General features: G+C 54.4%; 11 protein-coding genes and 2 pseudogenes. 8 read left to right on the plus strand and 5 right to left on the minus strand.

The window, feature by feature from the left end:
- Positions 1 to 898: pseudogene (locus tag B7449_RS00420) on the plus strand (IS3 family transposase); the annotation flags it as partial.
- Between the two features lie 188 nt (positions 899 to 1,086).
- Here the strand turns inward: B7449_RS00420 and hutI are convergent.
- Entirely contained in the window at positions 1,087 to 2,502 is a 1,416-nt protein-coding gene (gene hutI, locus B7449_RS00425; protein ID WP_307149095.1) for an imidazolonepropionase, read from the minus strand.
- On the opposite strand from hutI, the gene B7449_RS00430 reads away from it, so the two are divergent.
- Both B7449_RS00430 and hutG read left to right on the plus strand, forming a co-directional pair.
- Positions 2,452 to 3,822, plus strand: coding sequence for a formimidoylglutamate deiminase (locus tag B7449_RS00430; RefSeq protein WP_039735984.1), 1,371 nt, complete (start codon positions 2,452 to 2,454; stop codon positions 3,820 to 3,822). The genes hutI and B7449_RS00430 overlap by 51 nt on opposite strands.
- A gap of 23 nt (positions 3,823 to 3,845) precedes the next feature.
- Complete coding sequence (gene hutG / locus B7449_RS00435) at positions 3,846 to 4,646, plus strand: N-formylglutamate deformylase (protein ID WP_039735974.1); 801 nt, start codon at positions 3,846 to 3,848, stop codon at positions 4,644 to 4,646.
- A gap of 7 nt (positions 4,647 to 4,653) precedes the next feature.
- On the opposite strand, the gene B7449_RS00440 is transcribed toward hutG, so the two are convergent.
- Entirely contained in the window at positions 4,654 to 5,232 is a 579-nt protein-coding gene (locus B7449_RS00440) for a HutD/Ves family protein (RefSeq protein WP_052280033.1), read from the minus strand.
- Positions 5,233 to 5,364: 132 nt separating this feature from the next.
- Here B7449_RS00440 and hutC point away from each other — a divergent pair, with 132 nt between their 5' ends.
- Positions 5,365 to 6,090 (plus strand): histidine utilization repressor, encoded by a 726-nt coding sequence (gene hutC, locus B7449_RS00445; RefSeq protein ID WP_199858407.1) that lies wholly within the window; start codon positions 5,365 to 5,367, stop codon positions 6,088 to 6,090.
- Positions 6,091 to 6,117: 27 nt separating this feature from the next.
- Complete coding sequence (locus B7449_RS00450; protein WP_048883095.1) at positions 6,118 to 7,608, plus strand: HAL/PAL/TAL family ammonia-lyase; 1,491 nt, start codon at positions 6,118 to 6,120, stop codon at positions 7,606 to 7,608.
- Here B7449_RS00450 and B7449_RS00455 read toward each other — a convergent pair.
- The 3 genes from B7449_RS00455 to B7449_RS00465 form a co-directional block, all read right to left on the minus strand.
- Positions 7,605 to 8,714 carry an MFS transporter gene (locus tag B7449_RS00455; RefSeq protein ID WP_039735970.1) on the minus strand — a complete coding sequence of 370 codons (1,110 nt, stop codon included), beginning with the start codon at positions 8,712 to 8,714 and terminating at the stop codon, positions 7,605 to 7,607. The two genes, B7449_RS00450 and B7449_RS00455, sit on opposite strands and share 4 nt — an antisense overlap.
- A gap of 173 nt (positions 8,715 to 8,887) precedes the next feature.
- Positions 8,888 to 10,585: a urocanate hydratase gene (hutU, locus tag B7449_RS00460; protein WP_199858406.1), complete on the minus strand. Its 1,698-nt coding sequence runs from the start codon at positions 10,583 to 10,585 to the stop codon at positions 8,888 to 8,890.
- Between the two features lie 33 nt (positions 10,586 to 10,618).
- Complete coding sequence (locus tag B7449_RS00465) at positions 10,619 to 13,003, minus strand: TonB-dependent receptor (RefSeq protein ID WP_048883097.1); 2,385 nt, start codon at positions 13,001 to 13,003, stop codon at positions 10,619 to 10,621.
- Between the two features lie 481 nt (positions 13,004 to 13,484).
- Here B7449_RS00465 and B7449_RS00470 point away from each other — a divergent pair, with 481 nt between their 5' ends.
- The 3 genes and pseudogenes from B7449_RS00470 (at position 13,485) to B7449_RS22740 (ending at position 18,423) form a co-directional block, all read left to right on the plus strand.
- Entirely contained in the window at positions 13,485 to 14,483 is a 999-nt protein-coding gene (locus B7449_RS00470) for a 2OG-Fe(II) oxygenase family protein (protein WP_048883098.1), read from the plus strand.
- 91 nt (positions 14,484 to 14,574) lie between these two features.
- Positions 14,575 to 15,169: pseudogene (locus B7449_RS00475) on the plus strand (IS5/IS1182 family transposase).
- Between the two features lie 230 nt (positions 15,170 to 15,399).
- Positions 15,400 to 18,423 (plus strand): autotransporter outer membrane beta-barrel domain-containing protein, encoded by a 3,024-nt coding sequence (locus B7449_RS22740; protein ID WP_235721225.1) that lies wholly within the window; start codon positions 15,400 to 15,402, stop codon positions 18,421 to 18,423.
- The last annotated feature ends 318 nt before the right edge of the window (positions 18,424 to 18,741 follow it).

The following is an 18,741-nucleotide window of genomic DNA, read 5'->3' on the forward strand; positions in this document are numbered from 1 at the left end:
GAGCACTGAACAAATCGCTCTCCGGTAAACCCGGGGCAGTTCATGGTGTGCATCAGACCATGATTGCCCAGTGGAAGCGCCAGGCGATCAAAGGCATGGCGGCGACATTCTCTGGCAGGTCAACGTCGGGTGCGACAGCCAGGCCAGCCGACGTGGAGAAGCTGCATGCGAAGATCGGCCAGTTGCTGGTTGAACGTGATTTTTTGCGTGATGCCTCTGTTCGGCCGGGCGTGATCAGAGGCGGCAAATACTCGACCTGAAACGGCCCCGGCTTTCGGTCGTGCGGCAATGCACGTTGCTGCAACTCAACCGATCGGGCGTCTACTACTGGCCTGTGCCAGAGAGCGAGGCGAATCTGGAACTGATGCGGCTGATCGACGCGCAGTTCCTGGAGGCACCGTATTACGGGTCCCGTCAGATGACCCGGCATCTTCGTCGTCCTGGCCACGATGTCGGCCACAAGCGGGCTCGCCGGCTCATGGCGGGAATGGGCCGGCGGGCGATCTACCAGAAGCCGCGCACGACCGTGCCACATCCGGAGCATCGGAAATATCCGTATCTGCTGCGGGATCTGGTCATCGACCGGCCCAACCAGGTGTGGTGTTCCGACATCACTTATATCCCGATGCGCAAGGGCTTTCTCTATCTGGTAGCGGTCATGGACTGGCACACGCGCAAGGTGCTGTCCTGGCGTCTGTCGAACACGATGGATGCGGCGTTCTGCGTCGAGGCACTTCGGGATGCGCTGGTGCGCTACGGCACCCCGGAGATTTTCAACACGGACCAGGGTTCACAATTCACGACGCCCCGGTTCACCGAGGTCCTGGAATGATGCCAGGTTCGCATCAGCATGGATCGGCGCGGTCGCTGGCTGGACAACGTGTTCATCGAACGTCTATAGCAGCGCCGTCAGGATGGCGGCATAACGACAACCGGGTATAGCTTATCGAGCCCACAAAACTGTCCGAATGGACGGGGCCACCTCAGACATCACAGATCAAACGGGAGTACAGGCAGCATAATCCTCCTGCTTAACTGACGACACGCCCTAACAGCACTGTCCAGATGTAGCGGCTGTGATTGGTTTTAAGTCTGGTCCGTTCCAGCAAAAATACGCCGGATAGGCTGTATGCCTCCTATCCAGTACGAAAGTTCGTAAGGCCCCGTGATATCCCATAGAGTCATATCGGCCTTCATGCCTTTACGGAGCATTCCGACGTCTCTCTCCATTCCTATGGCCTGTGCAGCGACGCAGGTGACAGCCCGGAAAGCTTCTTCCGGTGTCAGGCGGAACAGGGTGCAGGCCATGTTCATGGTGCCTGTCAGGCCAAGAACGGGGGATGTTCCGGGGTTACAGTCCGTCGCCAACCCGATTTTGACGCCATGTTGACGAAATAGTTCAACAGGTGGCTGCTGTGTTTCCCGAATGAAATAGAACGCTCCCGGCAGCAGCATCGCAACTGTTCCCTGACGTGCCATGTTCATGGCGGCATATTCATCAGCATATTCGAGGTGATCTGCCGACAGGGCATTATACCGCGCGGCCAGCACAGCGCCACCACCGGGGGTAAGCTGTTCGGCGTGAATGCGTACGGGCAGCCCCAGTTCCTGCGCTTTTGCAAACAGTCGGTTGGTCTGCTGTGGGGTAAAGGCAATGCTTTCACAAAAAGCATCAACGCTATCAACCAGCTTTTCAGCATGCAGGTATGGAAGGAGGGTATCGATCAGGAAAGTAATGTAATCATCTGCCCGCCCGGCATATTCCGGTGGGACGGCATGGGCACCCAGAAATGTTGTGTGAACACGTATGGGTAAAATCCTGCCCAGCTGACGGGCAACCCGCAGCTGTTTCAGTTCATCTTCCAGTGTCAGACCGTAGCCGGATTTGATCTCTATGGAAGTTGTGCCTGCCTGAATCATTTTTTTGATCCTGCGGGCAGAAATTTCCAATAACGTGCTTTCATTTGCCTCGCGGGTGGCGCGGACCGTCGACAGTATCCCTCCGCCCTTTCGTGCAATTTCTGCGTAGGATACGCCGTGAAGGCGTTCGGCAAATTCATGGCTACGGTCACCAGCAAACACAACATGCGTATGTGCATCCACCAGGCCAGGTGTCAGCCATCCACCGTGGCCATGCTCAATCCGGGTGGCCAGTGCCTGAGGGGCATCGGGCAGGTCGGCCTGTGGGCCTACCCAGCAGATCGTGCCGTTCCGGATACCGATTGCACCGTTACGAATGCATCCATATCCATCCTGCGGTGACATGATCCGGTCATCGCTGGTGGCAAGATGGACATCAAGCCAGAGGGTATCCCACATGTTGCTTTCCCGTATTGTTTTAATGTCCTTGATATATGTATATACATCATAGTCAATCCCATTATGATCGTCGTGCGGTGCGGGCGCGCTCTTTCCGCCCGTCCCGCCGACGGCGAAGTTTGGAATTCCGTGATGACAGAATTGTTTGCAAAACAGGCGCTTCTTCCGCAAGGGTGGTGTCACAACGTAAGAATCATTTTGGGGGAAGATGGTCGGTTTGCTTCCGTTACCCCATCAACCCATTCATATGGCAACATAAAGTGTCACGACATCGTCGTTCCTGCACAGATCAGTCTTCATTCTCACGCATTCCAGAGAGCCATGGCCGGATTGACGGAAGAACGGAAGAATCCTGATGACACGTTCTGGACATGGCGTACGCTCATGTATCAGCTGGCCCACCACATCACGCCCGAACAGCTGCAGGATGTTGCATCTTTCCTGTATATGCAAATGCTGCAATCCGGGTACACACAGGTGGCGGAATTCCATTACCTGCATAATGAAACAGATGGGCGTCCTTATGCGGACCCTGCCGAAATGTCCGACCGCCTCGCCACCGCCGCGGTCGATGCAGGCATCGGTATTACGCTTCTTCCCACACTATACGCACAGGCAGGTTTCAATGGACTGCTGTTGCGCGATGCCCAGAAACGCTTTGCCACAACACCAGACAGAATTGCGCGCATTGCATCCGATATCCGTGCGAAATGGGCCGGATCGGATCTGGTGAAAGTGGGCGTCGGGCTGCATTCCTTACGTGCGGTTGATGTGGCGGATGCCGCAGAACTACTGGACATATCTGACCGACAGGCACCCGTACACATCCATATTGCCGAGCAGCAGCGTGAAGTTGAGGAATGTGTGCGCGTTACCGGCATGCGTCCGGTCGATTACCTGTCTGACCGGATCGGGATCGATGCGCGATGGTGTCTTGTCCATGCAACCCATCTGTCGGAACAGGAGGTCACGACCATCGCACGTTCGGGCGCGGTCGCGGGTCTGTGTCCCATCACTGAGGCCAATCTGGGCGACGGTATTTTCCCCTTTGAGGACTACATCGACCAGAACGGTCGCTTTGGCATCGGAAGTGACAGCAATGTGCTTATCAGCCCGTGGGAGGAACTGCGGGTACTGGAATATGGCCTGCGTCTGACGCGGCAGAAACGCTGTGTGGGCCGGCCCACCGGCACGAAAGGGGCAATTGGTACGTGGCTTTATGAACAGAGCCTGCGCGGTGGTGCGCAGGCCTGTGGCCAGTCTGGCTGGGGCATTACGCCAGGTGCCCGCGCGGATCTGTGCGTGCTGGACAGCGATGCGCTGTCCCTACCCCACCTGCAGGGCGACAACGTGATCAGTTCCGCCATTTTTGCCGCGTCACGCCCCCCGGTCAGGCATGTCATGTGCGCGGGGAAATGGCAGATCGTGGATGGGCGTCATGCCGATGAAGAGCGGATTACAGCCGCGTTTCATAAGGCGGTCCGTACCCTTGTGAATTCCTGACAGTCTTTTTACCGGATTTAACCATGACTGATATTTTTTCCTTCTCCCCCGGCGATCTTCCCGTACTGATCACCCTTCCCCATGCCGGTGAACAGTTGGCGCCGGGCATGGCGGAACGCATGACGCCACGCGGCCGGCAGCTGCCGGACACGGACTGGTATATGGAACGGCTTTATACCTTTGCCCTAAAAAAGAATATTGGCGTCATACGGGCCAACCATTCCCGTTACGTGGTTGACCTCAACCGTGGCAGTGATGACTCGGCCCTCTATGTGGGGCGACCCAGCACGGGTCTTGTGCCCCTGCTGGGTTTTGATGGACAGCCGATCTATCGTGACGGCAGCGAGCCTGATGGCGCGGAAATGGCGCATCGGACAGAAACCTACTGGAAGCCCTATCATGATGCTGTAGCACGGGAACTCGCGCATCTCAGGGAAAAATGGGGCTGGGCCATATTATGGGACGGCCATTCCATCTGTTCCGAGGTGCCACGCCTGTTTGAGGGCCGGCTGCCCGACCTCAATTTTGGTACGAATAGCGGCGTTGCCTGTGACCCCTCCCTGCTTCAGGCGGTTGTGGGGCGCGCGAAGACATTGACCGGTTATTCCCACGTAGTCGATGGCCGTTTCAAAGGTGGCTTCACTACGCGGCATTATGGTCGCCCGACGGAAGACATTCACGCCATTCAGCTGGAAATTGCCCAGTCAACCTACCTCGCTTCAGAGCAGGCGCCGTGGCCCATTGACCCGGATGCAGCCGCACGGCTGTCCGGCGCGCTTGAACATCTCATAGATGCGGCTGTAGCCTGGCGTCCGGCACGATAGGCAGGTCTCATGCGGGGATGACGCGATACAGCAGGGCGTCATCCCCGCCATCTGTTGTCAGGGCAAGACGCATTCGGGGATTGCACATCATGAATTCACCCGGCAGGCATACGCCTTTCGTCCCGGATGGATACTGAAATTCCCATCTGCCATGCGCAGCCACGAATGCCAGAGTGTCGCACGGCGGATGAATCCGGTCCGTGGGTTCCAGCCTGTATGCACTGCTGGATACATGCATCAGGTTCACCACCTGCACGGGGCCGTCCGCAAGGGTGGCGGATACCTGCGATTCTCCAGAAAACGTGTGAACTGTGCCCGGCCTGCCAAGATGTGCTGCACTGCCCTCCGGGGTGCATAGTGTCAGCCCGCCCCCCTGTAAAAGGGCGATATGTCTTGTCATGCCGGGGAAGCGTGAAAATTCCCCGTCGCAGTCAATTTCAGCAATACTCAGCCGCCAGATGGCATTGCGGGTCAGGACACGGGTGATCCCACGCCCATTTTTCCACGGCTGGGGCGTAAGCCCGGCAATGGCTTCCACCCTGCTCTCCGCAGGGAAGAGATTGCCATTTTCTTCATCTGGTTTCATAAGGTTGTGGAATCCTGTTTATGCGTTTGCATTATATGTAAGTACAATAGTCTACAAGCATGATTGATGACCAGCCAGCCGGAACCATCCGGCATCGTATCGACACTCAAGAGAAGCAAAGGTAGGGGAGACGTGCCACAGACCATGGACAAGGCGAAGACGGTCGCGCGTTATGAACAGGTGAAAGCCTTCATAATCGAGCGGATCGACTGTGGGGAATGGGAGGTTGGCCATAGGCTGCCATCCGAACACGAACTGGTTGAAAAGCTCGGCGTGTCACGCATGACCATTCATCGGGCGCTGCGTGAACTCACCGCAGACGGGATCGTCCGCCGTGCCCAGGGTGTGGGGACGTTCGTCGCCCAGCCCGCCAAGCATGTTGAACTGCTCGAAATCCGCGATATTGTTGATGACATCGTGGCAAGCGGCCATCAGCACAGGGCGGAAGTCATTGCAGCTGAAACCATTCGTGCCGATAGCGATCTTGCAATCGCATTCGAGCAGCGGGCAAGCACGCGGCTGTTCCGTACCCTGATCGTGCATTACGAGGATGATCTGCCCCTGCAGCTGGAGGAACGCTTTGTTTCACCCCAGTTTGCGCCTGATTATCTGGAACAGGATTTTACCACGACGAACCCGCACAGGCATCTGTATGGAATAGCCGGCCCTGAGGAAATCGAGCATGTGGTCTTTGCCGTAACGCCGCCGCCTGACATCTGTTCCCTTCTTCAGCTCAAGAAACCGGAAGCCTGCTTGCAACTGGTTCGGCGGACATGGGTGGAAGGCCGCGTGGTCATGAAGGGTATTTTTACCTATTCCGGCAACCGGTACAGTTTTGGCGGCCGTTACCGGGCCTGACCGGCTGATATATGAAAGTATCTTCGTATGCCTGAAATCATGCTTGACCGGCCGCTGACCCCGGGCCAGGTCTGTGATGTTGCGCGCCGGAAATACCCCCTGCGACTTTCTGAAGCCGCGCGGGCAAGGCTGACGAAAGCCAACCGGCGCCTGCGCATGCTGGTGAATGGGAAAGCGGCAGCATATGGCCTGAATACGGGCGTCGGTGGTCTGTCCGATACCCGCATTACGCCCGAAAAACAGTCCGTTCTGTCCCGCAAGATCCTGTTCAGCCACGCAACGGGCGTGGGCTGGCCATTAAGCGGCCAGCAGACGCGCGCCATCATGGTTTGTGCGGTCAACCAGTACTGCCTTGGATATTCCGGCCTGAGGGCAGAAATCGTCGATCGTCTGGTGGCGCTTCTGAATCATGACTGCCTGCCGATCGTGCCTCGCGACGGGTCGGTCGGATACCTGACCCATATGGCCCATATCGCCCTTGCGCTGACAGGATATGGTGAACTCCAGTGCGGGGAGATCCGCAAGCCTGCGGGAGAGGTGTTGCAGGAACTGGGGTTTGCTCCCCTTGTCCTTGAAGCCAAGGAAGGGTTGTGCTTGGTCAATGGCCTGTCCTGTGTCACTGGCATTTCCTGTCTTGTCATCGAAGATGCCCGGACCTGCCTTGACTGGGCCAACCGGATCGCCACAGCCTGTTTTGATGTTCTGGGCGGCCAGCAGGCAGCCTTTGATTCTCGGTCCGCGGCCCTGCGGATGATGCCCGGCCATCGGGACATTTCCCGTTACATGAACCAGAACCTTGCCGGTTCCACACACATTGCCAGGACAGCGGGGCGGCGCACGCAGGATGCATTGAGCCTGCGCGCCATTCCCCACATTCATGGTTCCATCCATGATGCCCTGCGCAATATAATGGAAACCGTTACCCAGGAACTGGAAAGTCTGTCGGATAATCCCGCAATCATGGAAGATGAAAGCGGCATACAGGCATTTTCCCAGGCACATGCCGTGGGGGCGAGCATGGCCCGCGTCATGGATGAAGCCGCGATTGCACTGGCCAGTCTGGGGGCCATTTCCGAACGTCGTCTTGATCGCATGGTCAATCCGCTGACCAGCCCGTTCGCGCCGTTCCTGTCCAGTGATTCCGGCACCGGCAGCGGCTTCATGATCGCCCAGTACACGGCGTCGTCCCTGACAGGTGCGAACCGGCGTCTTGGCGCACCAGCCTGTCTGGATGGTGGAATCACGTCAGGATTGCAGGAGGATATTCTTGTGCATGCAACGCCTGCTGCCCTTAAGGCCGCCGACGTTGTACGGAATACACGCACCATTCTGGGTATCGAACTGCTGGCACTCTGTCAGGCAATGGACCTTGCCGGGCTGGTTGAAGATGTCTCCCCCTCGACAAATGCGCTTTACAATGCCGTCAGGAAACAGGTGCCGTTTTATGAGGAAGACCATCCCCTGTCCGACGACATGATGCATATGTCGGACTGGATGGAAGCACGGCCCCCCGTTTAAACGGGGGTTACCTGCACGATCCTGTTTTGTGTCATATCTTCGCGCTGATGCTGGCGGATTTCACGGAACAGGATGGGCAGCCCGATCGGCATGCTGATAACGCAGGCGACAAAACCGGCAATGCCCAGTGTGGTAAAGGATGCATGATCAACGATCAGCCCGCCAATGGGCGCGCCCAGTGCATAGCCCATACGGTCCATGCCGCCACAGAAGGTGCCAACGCGTCCGGTATGATCAAGCGTTGCGGCACTGCCCAGCAGCCAGGCGTAGGATAGCATGGAACAATTCCAGTAAATGATAACGCCGGTTGTATAGATCCATGCATTCCCGGCGGAACAGGCCAGAAGCCCCCCAATCCCGACCCCAAGAAGGGTCAGGGTAAGAAAGACATCCCTGCGTAATCTGTCCGCAAGGCTGCCAAATAGAAAACTGACCCCGACACTGGAGAGGATGCACAGTGTCGAGAGAAGGACAATGTAATTAGCTGACAGGTTCAGGGAACGCCCTACGGTTTCAGCAAAGGACCAGATAATGCTGGAACCCAGGGACGACCCGACCCATATGCACAGTAATGCAATCGCCCCGGGCGTGAACGATACCGTGCCGCCATGCCTGCTGGGGGGCGGCGCCATGGGGACATGCCGCAGCGTAAGCATGAAGGGGGTCAGGCAGATGACAATGCCGGCAAGCCCCACGAACACCCCAAGTGCACCAAATATCTGTGTTGCATAAGGTATGGCATCGATGACGGCGACCAGAACCAGTTGCCCTCCCCCATTGGCAATGGCGTAGAACCGGTCAGGATTGTCACTGGCTGAGGCCGCGCAGACAAAGGACCGGCCCAGCAGTGCCTCCGCCAGGCCAAAGACAATGGCGCAGCCCCAGAGCCAGATGGACGATGTCGTACCACTTGCGATCAGTAGTGACGAAATGACGGCGAGTGCAGCTCCCAGAAAAGCACTGACGATAACAGGCAGACGCAGGTGCAGCCTGGACAGGACGATCATGAAAACCGCAAACGACATGATTTCGAAAAAGCCGAACAGGCTCGCCCGACTGGCAGACTGATGCAGGCCGGTCATCAGCGCATCAATCTGGAATGGCATGACGGATGAGCCGAGATATGCAAAGCCTGAACAGACACTCAGCCCAAGAGAAAGCAGGAGAATGTTCCGATTAGGCGAAAGGCGGCCGGTGCGTGTCCCTGTCATAATCATCAATGCCCTGTTGTACCTGATGGAAGAAGGCGCGTTTCCGTAACGAAAACGCGCCAGATACACTACTTGACCGTCGTGATCATGGGCAGATCAAGCCCTTTTTCACGGGCACAGTCGATGGCAATCTCATACCCTGCATCGGCATGGCGCATGACACCGGTTGCCGGGTCATTCCACAGGACGCGCCCCAGCCGTTCGGCGGCATCTGCGGTCCCGTCGGCCACGATCACCATGCCGGAATGCTGGGAGAACCCCATGCCGACGCCCCCGCCGTGATGCAACGATACCCATGTCGCACCTGATGCGGTGTTGAGCAGCGCATTCAGCAATGGCCAGTCGGATACGGCGTCCGATCCGTCACGCATGGCCTCGGTCTCGCGATTGGGGCTGGCAACCGACCCACTGTCAAGATGGTCGCGGCCGATGACGATGGGTGCCTTCAGTTCGCCTTTTGCCATCATTTCATTGAAGGCAAGGCCCAGACGGTGGCGGTCCCCCAGACCAACCCAGCAGATACGCGAGGGCAGGCCCTGGAACTGGATCTTTTCCCGCGCCATGTCCAGCCAGTTGTGAAGGTGCCTGTCGTCAGGCAGCAGTTCCTTGACCTTCGCATCCGTCTTGTAAATGTCTTCCGGGTCACCAGACAGGGCGGCCCAGCGGAATGGCCCGATACCCCGGCAGAATAGCGGCCGGATATAGGCAGGGACAAAGCCGGGGAACGCAAAGGCATCTTCCAGCCCTTCTTCCAGCGCCATCTGTCGGATGTTGTTCCCGTAATCGAAGGTGGGAATACCCATGCGGTGGAATGCCACCATCGCCGCAACCTGCGCCTTCATGGATTCTTTGGCTGCCTTTTCGACGGATGCCGGATCGGTAACGCGCAGTTTTTCAGCCTTTTCCAGCGACCAGCCTGCGGGCAGATAGCCATTCAGCGGATCATGCGCCGATGTCTGGTCGGTAACCGCATCGGGGCGGATGCCGCGGCGGACCAGTTCGGGGAACACCTCGGCAGCGTTGCCAAGCAGGCCAACGGACACGGCCTCGCCTTTCGCGCAGGCATCATGAATGATTTCCAGCGCTTCATCCAGACTGTCCACCTTACGGTCCAGATAGCCGGTTTCCAGGCGCTTCTGTATGCGCGAAGGTTCACATTCCACCGCCAGCATGGAGGCCCCGGCCATGACAGCAGCCAGAGGCTGTGCGCCACTCATGCCGCCCAGTCCGCCGGTCAGGATCCACCTGCCCTTCAGGTCGCCGCCGTAATACTGGCGGCCCATTTCGACAAATGTTTCGTAAGTTCCCTGTACGATGCCCTGACTGCCGATATAGATCCACGAACCAGCCGTCATCTGACCGTACATCATAAGCCCGGCGCGGTCGAGTTCGTTGAACTTTTCCCAGTTGGCCCAGTGCGGAACAAGGTTTGAATTGGCGATCAGCACACGCGGCGCATTGGCATGCGTGCGGAATACCCCCACCGGCTTGCCTGACTGCACCACCAGGGTTTCCTCATTACCCAATTCCTGAAGACATTCGACAATGCGATCATAGCAGGCCCAGTTGCGCGCCGCCCGCCCGATGCCGCCATAGACCACCAGTTCAGACGGTTTTTCCGCGACTTCGGGATCAAGATTGTTCATTAGCATGCGCATGGCGGCTTCTGTCTGCCATGATTTGGCGGTGATATCTGCACCACGGGCGGCGCGGATGACACGATCATTTGCCAGACGGGAATTGGAAGGAAAGAGTGACTGGTTCACGTATATGGTCTCCCGTTAAGGTATATAAGGAGGTTAAAACCCTGCCGCGATCGTCATGGCGGTCGTAAAGCGGGGGGCAATGTAATATTCCGGCGCACTGCCTGCGATTGTCGTCCCGTGCGTTCCCACCGCGTTGTTTGCATTCAGTGCGGGTGACGCAATGCCCGATAATACTTTTTCATCAGTCAGGTTGATGAAGGCGACACGGATTTCAGGGTGTTTGACAAAGCCCACGCTGGGAAGACGATAGCCCAGCGAAAGATTGAAGGTTTTGTATGCGGGCATTTTCTCATCATCCATGAAGGTGGAGTATTGAGATCCGGTATATTTGAACGAGAAGCTGCCGAAGATGTTCTTGTGGTCGTAGACAAGACCCACCGCACCCTGGAAAGAAGGGCTGCGGACAGCTATTTTTCCAGCGGTGCGAAGGTAGTCGTTCCCTACCTGAATATTGTTATCAATCGTGGCATGCAGGTATTCAAGGGATACGTATGGTGAAAAACCATGGAAGGGCATCAGGCCAGCTTCAAAGTCCACTCCTCGGGATGTCTGTCCGCCACCATTGATTGTCGAGTAGACAGCGACGTTATTGACATAACGCAGGCTGGAAACCTGTCGGTTTGTGAAATTGTAGTTGAACAGGGCAAGGCTGGCATGAACATATCTGTCCTGGTACCGGTACCCCAGTTCTTCAGAGATTGAATATTCCGGCTTGATGGCAGAATTGCCCTGTGTGGCAACGGCACCTCCGGAATATGAATTATAGAGCGTATCATCAATGGGCATTAGTGTATTGGTTGTGCCATTAACAAATATCTGATGATGGTTGTTGATTTTGTAAGTAATGGAGACGCGCGGCAGTGGCTCAAAATTATTTGCCGTGACGTGATACTGTGGTCCAGGCAGGCTGTTGGTGCCGTCCCGGCTCATCATCAATGTTTTCAGGCCACCAATAATTTTAAGACGGTCATGCAGCAGGGAAATCTCATCCTGCAGGTAAAGGGCATTGGTCTGTGAGATCGTCTGTTCTTTTTCCGCGTAATAGGGCTGACCATTGGCCATGGTAATATTATGCGTGCTCCATGCGGACCCTGCGTCCCCTCCTGCCCCGACAGATGAAAATGGCATGGAAAGACTGTCGACGCTGTACTGGTACCAATACCCGAACGTTACTTTCTGAACGCCAAATTTTCTGGTCAGGGAAGCGTTTACTCCGCCTACGGACTGTAACCCGACATAATCGCTACGCACGCTGCCGCCCGAAGCGGCGTTATCGGGAATGTTAAGGGAAACCGGCTGGGTTCCGTAATAATTCCCATCAGTTGATAGCGAGGAGGACGCAGGCGAGTTCTGCATCGCGTAAAGGAAATAGGGCGTTACATTCAGCTTTATTTTTTCAGGTAATGTAAACTCAGATGGCATGCTGAGCATGATCTGTTCCCATTTCCACCGGTTCTGGGTCCAGTAATCGGAACTGCCCGGGCTGAATGTTCCCGACCATGCATAACTGCGTCCGGATGCCTGCCAGTCCGCCATTGTTGGATTGGGGTTATACATATAATCCATATCAATGTAGGAACCCATCAGGCGGATCGTGTCGCCGTTATTGAATTCCTTCTTGAAGCCGAAATCAACGTGACGGCGTGTCTGCCGGCCGGGTCCCAGGGAGTTCTTTGCCGTGCCGTTGGAAAACGAAACATAGGCAGACAATCCGGTATGGCCGATTTCACCGGTATCGAACCGCCCATAAAAACGTTCCAGATTCAGGGTGCCATAGCTGTAATCGACCAGGCCGCCCATCTTTTTGCTCGGGTCGCGCATCGTTGTGGTAACCTGACCACCCGCCGCATTGACCACTGGCGCCGCAATCGTCGATGACCCCTGTGTCAGGCTGACGGAGTCAATATCTTCCCCATCGGCCCAGAACGAAGGGTACCCATTATAGGTCTCGATGTCATTGACGGGCATCCCTTCCCATACCTGACCGACTTCGTTGCCACCCAGTCCACGGACACTTAACTGGGTATTGGCTGCGAAACCATATGGATCACTTTGGGACAGATTGGCGCCGGGAGAAAGGGAAACCGCCTGATAGGCCGTCGTTGTGGAGGCCTGCTTGTTAATATATTCAGACGTGACGGTGCTGCGCATGTCGCCGCCCGTCTGTAGGGCCATCAGGCCACCACCTGCAATGCGCCTGACCTTGCCATAAGCCCCGTTCTCGCCTTTGGCATGAACGTGTATTACCTCTGGCCTGGATGATGGCGTGCCATGCGTTGTCGCGGCATTCCCATCATCATGCGCCGCAGCACGCACATGTGCATGGGTGGGCGATGCAGCGCTGGCCAGAGAGGTCGAAGCAAGAAACGTAGCGGTGGAGAAGGCTAGACAGGCATGAGAACGTTTGATGGTCAGCATAGCATCTTCTCAAAAAGCTGTTCATATCGACATCACAATGACAGACCAGCTTGCATATGCAACCAATTTTTTTTGTTTACATGTATGGCCATGCGTAAGGATTTTTGAGAACAATAATATTTATCGTTTTATATCAATATATTATGTTAAATATCCATGTAATGACATTTGGCTGAAAAAATGCGGAATCGGTAGGGAGTGGGTATTTACAGGAAGAATCCCGTGAAAACTGGGGGCTATAATATACCTGTCGGTAGATAAGTGCTGAGATGGATATATAAAATATCAAACAATATCATTATGTTATGGAATGTATTTTATATTGTGCAAGCTCATATCCTGTGGAGACCGCTGATGAAAAAACGGATAGGAGGGAAATTCCCCATCTTGTATATACAAGATGATTTGCTGGTGGGAGCCGTGTTATGCTGCTATCGCTATCCTCAGCAGGATTACGGAAACAGGAGAAAATATGCCCGGAATGGAAATGCACATCGGTGATCCTGTGCCGCCTTTTACCCAGAAGGCCAGTACGAATTCCGGGATTTGTGCATTTGATACGGCAGGCGGCAGGCATATACTTTTTTTCTTTTTTTCCAGCTCGACTGATCCGGAGGTCGAACAGGCATTAAAAGAGATAAGTTATTACAAGAACGTACTTAATCGTCCGGACTGCATGTTTTTTGGTGTCAGTCTGGACGCGGGAGATGTCACCAGACTGCGCAAGCGCCCGGATCTCTCGTCTGTCTGTTTTCTATATGATGCAGACCGGAAGTGTCACAACCTGTTTGGTGTGCCTGCTGGAGCATCACCCCGTTGGGTGGAGGTCGATCCAATGATGCATGTCTGTGGGCATTTCCCCCATTCATCTGGTGCGACAGATATGGCGTTCAGGGCTTTGATGAAGCGGGCCAGCCAGCCGAAGCCGTATGTTCCCGTACCAGCCCTGATTTTGGAACACGTACTGGAACCAGCGTTCTGCAAAACACTGATTCACTATCATCAAAGCCACGATCCATATCCGTCTCCTATCCTGACAGCGGACGCGATCGGCAATCCCCTGCGTATGGTTGTGCCGCATTTCAAAAGGCGTCTGGATACGCCGATCCGGGAAAAAAAGCTGGTTATGGACCTGCAGGGGCGCATTATCCGGCGTGTGGTTCCAGAAATTTTCCGGGTTTTCCGATTTAAGGCCAGCCAGATGGACCGTATGCTGATCAGTTCATATGATGCGCAGGATCAGGGTTTCTTTAACGCCCATCGGGACAATACGGTGCCGACATCGGCCCATCGACAATTTGCCGTATCGATCAATCTAAATGATGATTACCAGGGCGGAGAACTTGTCTTTCCGGAATTCAGCGATCAGGCATTTAGTGCACCTGCCGGTGGCGCCATCATATTTTCATGTGCCCTACTCCATGCTGTTCGACCCGTAACACATGGACGTAGGTATGCCTGTCTGCCGTTTGTCTATTAAAACCCCTTTTGGAAATTTGATGTGATAGGTTTTCAGAAGGGTTCGGGCGTGATTCAAACGCGGGATGCGGACACCATGACAGCGAGGCCGCATGGCCAGCATTACGCGCAGGACGAAACGCTGTCCCTCTGATGTCGCCTGCGCACCGGCGTGGCCGGAAGCGGGCAACCGATTTTCGCGAGATCATCAATGCGCTGCGCCATCCTGCCCGCTCAGGGTGCGGCTGGGAAATGGTGCCGCAGGCTGATGCGTCGTTTCGTGTTTCAGGCCATCCATGATGTCTGCCTGATGCTCGATCGTGAAGGCGCGGCGCGCGAGGCCACTCCATCCGGTGGTGTCATCGACAGCCAGGGCATCAAGGCGGCCCATTACCGTCGATACGGATGGCCGCCTGCTTCTGGTCAGGCTGACACCGGCCGATATTTCGGATAGCGCGGGAGGTCAGATGATCCTGGATGCCATTCGCAAATGGGGCCCATGATCGCCTGCGGTTTATGGACGGGGCCGCCTTTCCCGACTTCACGGTCGAGATCATCTCGCGGCGATGGGTTGTTGAACGGACATTTGGCCGGATGATCCGCTGGAGTCGGCTGGTGAAGGATTACGGGCAGCGTATCGACGTGGCAGAGGCCATGATCCACATCGCCATGGGAAGCCTCCCGTTGCGCCGAAACGCTCGTCCGTGAATTTCCAACATATGACTGAAGAGCTGCATGGCTGAGGTATTGATATGGTAGAGGAGTTAATTATACCGAAAGAACCAGACATACATTGTAATAAACACAAGAAATATTTTGTAATGTATTATCTTGTGAAGGATGTTGCATTTTTGTATATCATTCTGATATTTAAGAAAAATATCAACCTAAAAATATGCGAAACATAAAAAATAATTGACTTTGTAAAGTAGAAAATTATGAATTCGAAATATAAAAGAGACATATTTTTATATTGCTTTACCGCGATATGCACCATTTCTTTTGCGCATGCAGCAACCAATACCATATCTGGTCAGGGTTCTGCGAACATTGATGCATCCAGTTCGATAAATACAGATGATGATGGCATTACCATCAAGAATCCAACAGATGTTTCCATAGATATTGCGAGTGATGGTTCCGTTACCGCTGCGGGTGATGGCGTGCATGCGAAGGATGCATCCACGGGACAGATATCGATAACCAACAGTGGGACGATCACCAGCACATCTGATGGGCAGGCCATAGATCTCAATGATATGGTTGGCGACAGCAACACGACCACGATCACCAATACGGCGACTGGTAAGATTGTTTCTGAAAACGCTGACGGCATCCGCCCCGGAACAAATGCTACCATAGTCAATAGCGGTCTGATTTATGCAGATGGCCCCGTCGCCGCCAGCCATGATGGCATTGACTTCCAGAGTGCGCCGACAGGTACGGTCATCAATGAAAGCGGGGGGCTGATCTCCGGTCATCGGCATGGGATTACCACCGATGGGTTTGTAAACGTTATCAATGAGGCAGGTGCCACCATAATAGGCCGCAATGGATCAGGTGTCGGCTCTGACGGCACCGGTCAGGTGACCAATTACGGTACTATTATCGGTGCCTATGACGGTTCGGGAACAGGGGACGGTGATGGCGTCGACATTGATGGTGACGCCGTTGTCAATAACTGGGGAACAATCAAGGCCTTGGGTGCTGCTGGTGTCGATAAGACAGGCTCACCGAATGCGTCTGAAGCGTTGGCACTTAGTGAAAATTCTACAGTAAACAATTATGCTGGCGGCGTCATTGAAAGTGTTGATAATGCAATGACGCTGGGCGGAGACCCGGACACGATTGCAGTTGTCAATAATATGGGAACCGTTCTGGCAGGTGGTACTGGTATCTGGGACTATCAGAATCTGCAGTTAACCAATTCCGGTATTATCAAAAGTGATTACCTTGGTGTCTCCTCAACGGGAGTAATCGCAAACATAAATAATTCCGGATACATATATGGCGCGGATGCTGGCATATATATGTTTCCCGGGTCGACATATAATATCTATAATTCAGGTTATATTGGTGGTGGAACCAATTCCCTTGTTCTTGCTGGAAGCGGAAATCTATACATAGAAAAAGGTTCTGTCATAGACGGAACCGTTGCTGCAGGTGGTGGCGGAATCAATTCACTCTATTTGGAAGATGGAACAAAGTTTGGTTCTTCAACCGGTCTGGACAATCTGTTTGTAGAAGGTGCGTCCGAGATTGATGGGACCAATACATTTTCAAATGTGCAGATTGATGCCGGGAGTGCCCTGACCGTATCTGGCGCAGGCAGCATTAGCGGCGTGGTCGATGATAGGGGGCAGCTGTATATTGACGGAACGGACAACCAGATCGATGTAAACGCGCATGGATCTACTGCAACGTTATCTGGTAACGGAAGTATAAATTCTGCCACGATTACGGACCATGCGACATTGTCCCCCGGTAACGCAACGTCAATGGGCACCCTGACGATTGCAAATAACCTTTCCATGGATAGTACGTCCGTACTTGCGATCAAAGCCGATGCCAGCAGCCTGAAAAATGATTCTGTTCAGGTTGGGGGAACGGCAACCTTAAACGGTGGAACCGTTGATTTTACGAATATTTCATCTGGGGCGTCGATAAAATCCGGACAGGTTTATACAATTCTGACTGCCCAGAAAGGTGTCACGGGACAAGCTGCAAATCTTGTTACCAATATGGATTCGATTTACCCATTCATCTCGCCCTATCTTGAATATGGCGAAGATAGTGTGGACGTAGCCATTCGTCGCAACGACAGTAAATTTTCTTCTGTTACACAGACCCGCAATCAGTTCGGTGTCGCAAATGCCCTGGACAATGCGGGAAGTGCTGCGCTGTCGTCTGTTATTACCAACATGGATGCGACACAGGCCCGTAAGGCTTTCAATGCCCTGTCCGGGGAGATCCATGCTTCTGCACGAACGGACCTGATCCAGGATAGCTTTTATGTGCGAAACGCGGCAGTCGATCGGTTGCGTGATGCCGCCTGTGATCCGGGGGCTGGGAATGGAGCACTTAAAACTGCGACGATGCGGGGACACCTTACAGATGGCCTCTGTCAATCGAACCGTAGCGCCATGTGGATGGAAGCCTATGGTGGCTGGGGCCGTAATTCCGGTGATGGCAATGCGGCGGGCATGAACCATTCGGTTGGTGGATTTGTGCTGGGCGCAGATACGATGGTTGCCGGAAAGTGGCGTGTCGGTGGCATGGTGGGTTACGGTCGCTCCACCTTTAATTCCCGTGCAGTGGACTCCTACGGTCATAGCAATAACGTCAGTATTGGCGGTTATGCGGGAACGCATTGGGGGCGCCTGGCATTCAGGATGGGGGCTGCTTACACCTGGAACATGCTGTCTACCGGTCGGACGATTGCCCTGTCGGCTATGAATAATGGCAAGGCCAACAGTCAATATGATGCAGGCACTGCGCAAGCATTTGGTGATCTTGGGTATCGCATGCGTCTGGGTCAGGCATCGTTCGAACCATTTGCCAATGTGGCGTATGTTAACCTGGATACGAACCGGTTTAGCGAGCATGGCAGTGCGGCTGCATTGAATGGTCATGGCATGGATACGGGGACCACGTTCTCGACCTTTGGGGTCAGGGCTTCCTCCGCGTTTCATGCCGCGCATTTCATATTGGTGCCGGGAGCGGAATTCGCCTACCGGCATACGTTTGGATCGCCGGTGCCAACCACCCATGAAGCATTCGCGAATAGCAATGCGACGATGGATATTTCTGGCGTGCCCCTGTCAACCAATGCAGCGGTTCTGAATATTGGTCTTAAGGCATATCTGAGTGACCGCGTAAATGTTGGCGTAAATTATATTGGCCAATATGGTGACCAGTCTGTTGAATCGGGACTTCGTGGAAATATAAAAGTGAAGTTCTAATACCATTCGGGATGACTTTCTGGAAGTTCGATATGACGATTTTCCAGAAAGGATTCTGTATCCATGTCTATTTAAAATAATCAAGTTAGAACATATTCAATATGAATATGCAGCATGGCACAATCCAGCTGTGCTGCCCTGCTTCTTGTCGTGCTCAATCTCAGGCACATAGCTTTTGCTGTCCCCTGCCCTACCGTTTTTCTGGTGCATAAGGAACTGCAAGCTGCTGTCTCCTTCCCTGCCCGCTCATGTGGCGTTAAATGACCACAGGTATAGAGGTGGTCCCCATTTTTCGGACAGGGCGATAAGCTATCATCT

Source organism: Komagataeibacter intermedius TF2 (assembly GCF_000964425.1).
Classification (GTDB): domain Bacteria; phylum Pseudomonadota; class Alphaproteobacteria; order Acetobacterales; family Acetobacteraceae; genus Komagataeibacter; species Komagataeibacter intermedius.

Excerpts from the sequence above, each read along its gene's own strand:
- hutG (WP_039735974.1), top strand. The coding sequence starts at position 3,846 with ATGACTGATATTTTTTCCTTCTCCCCCGGCGATCTTCCCGTACTGATC.
- B7449_RS00440 (WP_052280033.1), bottom strand. The coding sequence starts at position 5,232 with ATGAAACCAGATGAAGAAAATGGCAATCTCTTCCCTGCGGAGAGCAGG.
- B7449_RS00450 (WP_048883095.1), top strand. The coding sequence starts at position 6,118 with ATGCCTGAAATCATGCTTGACCGGCCGCTGACCCCGGGCCAGGTCTGT.
- B7449_RS00455 (WP_039735970.1), bottom strand. The coding sequence starts at position 8,714 with ATGCCATTCCAGATTGATGCGCTGATGACCGGCCTGCATCAGTCTGCC.
- B7449_RS00470 (WP_048883098.1), top strand. The coding sequence starts at position 13,485 with ATGGAAATGCACATCGGTGATCCTGTGCCGCCTTTTACCCAGAAGGCC.
- B7449_RS00430 (WP_039735984.1), top strand. The coding sequence starts at position 2,452 with ATGACAGAATTGTTTGCAAAACAGGCGCTTCTTCCGCAAGGGTGGTGT.
- B7449_RS22740 (WP_235721225.1), top strand. The coding sequence starts at position 15,400 with ATGAATTCGAAATATAAAAGAGACATATTTTTATATTGCTTTACCGCG.
- B7449_RS00465 (WP_048883097.1), bottom strand. The coding sequence starts at position 13,003 with ATGCTGACCATCAAACGTTCTCATGCCTGTCTAGCCTTCTCCACCGCT.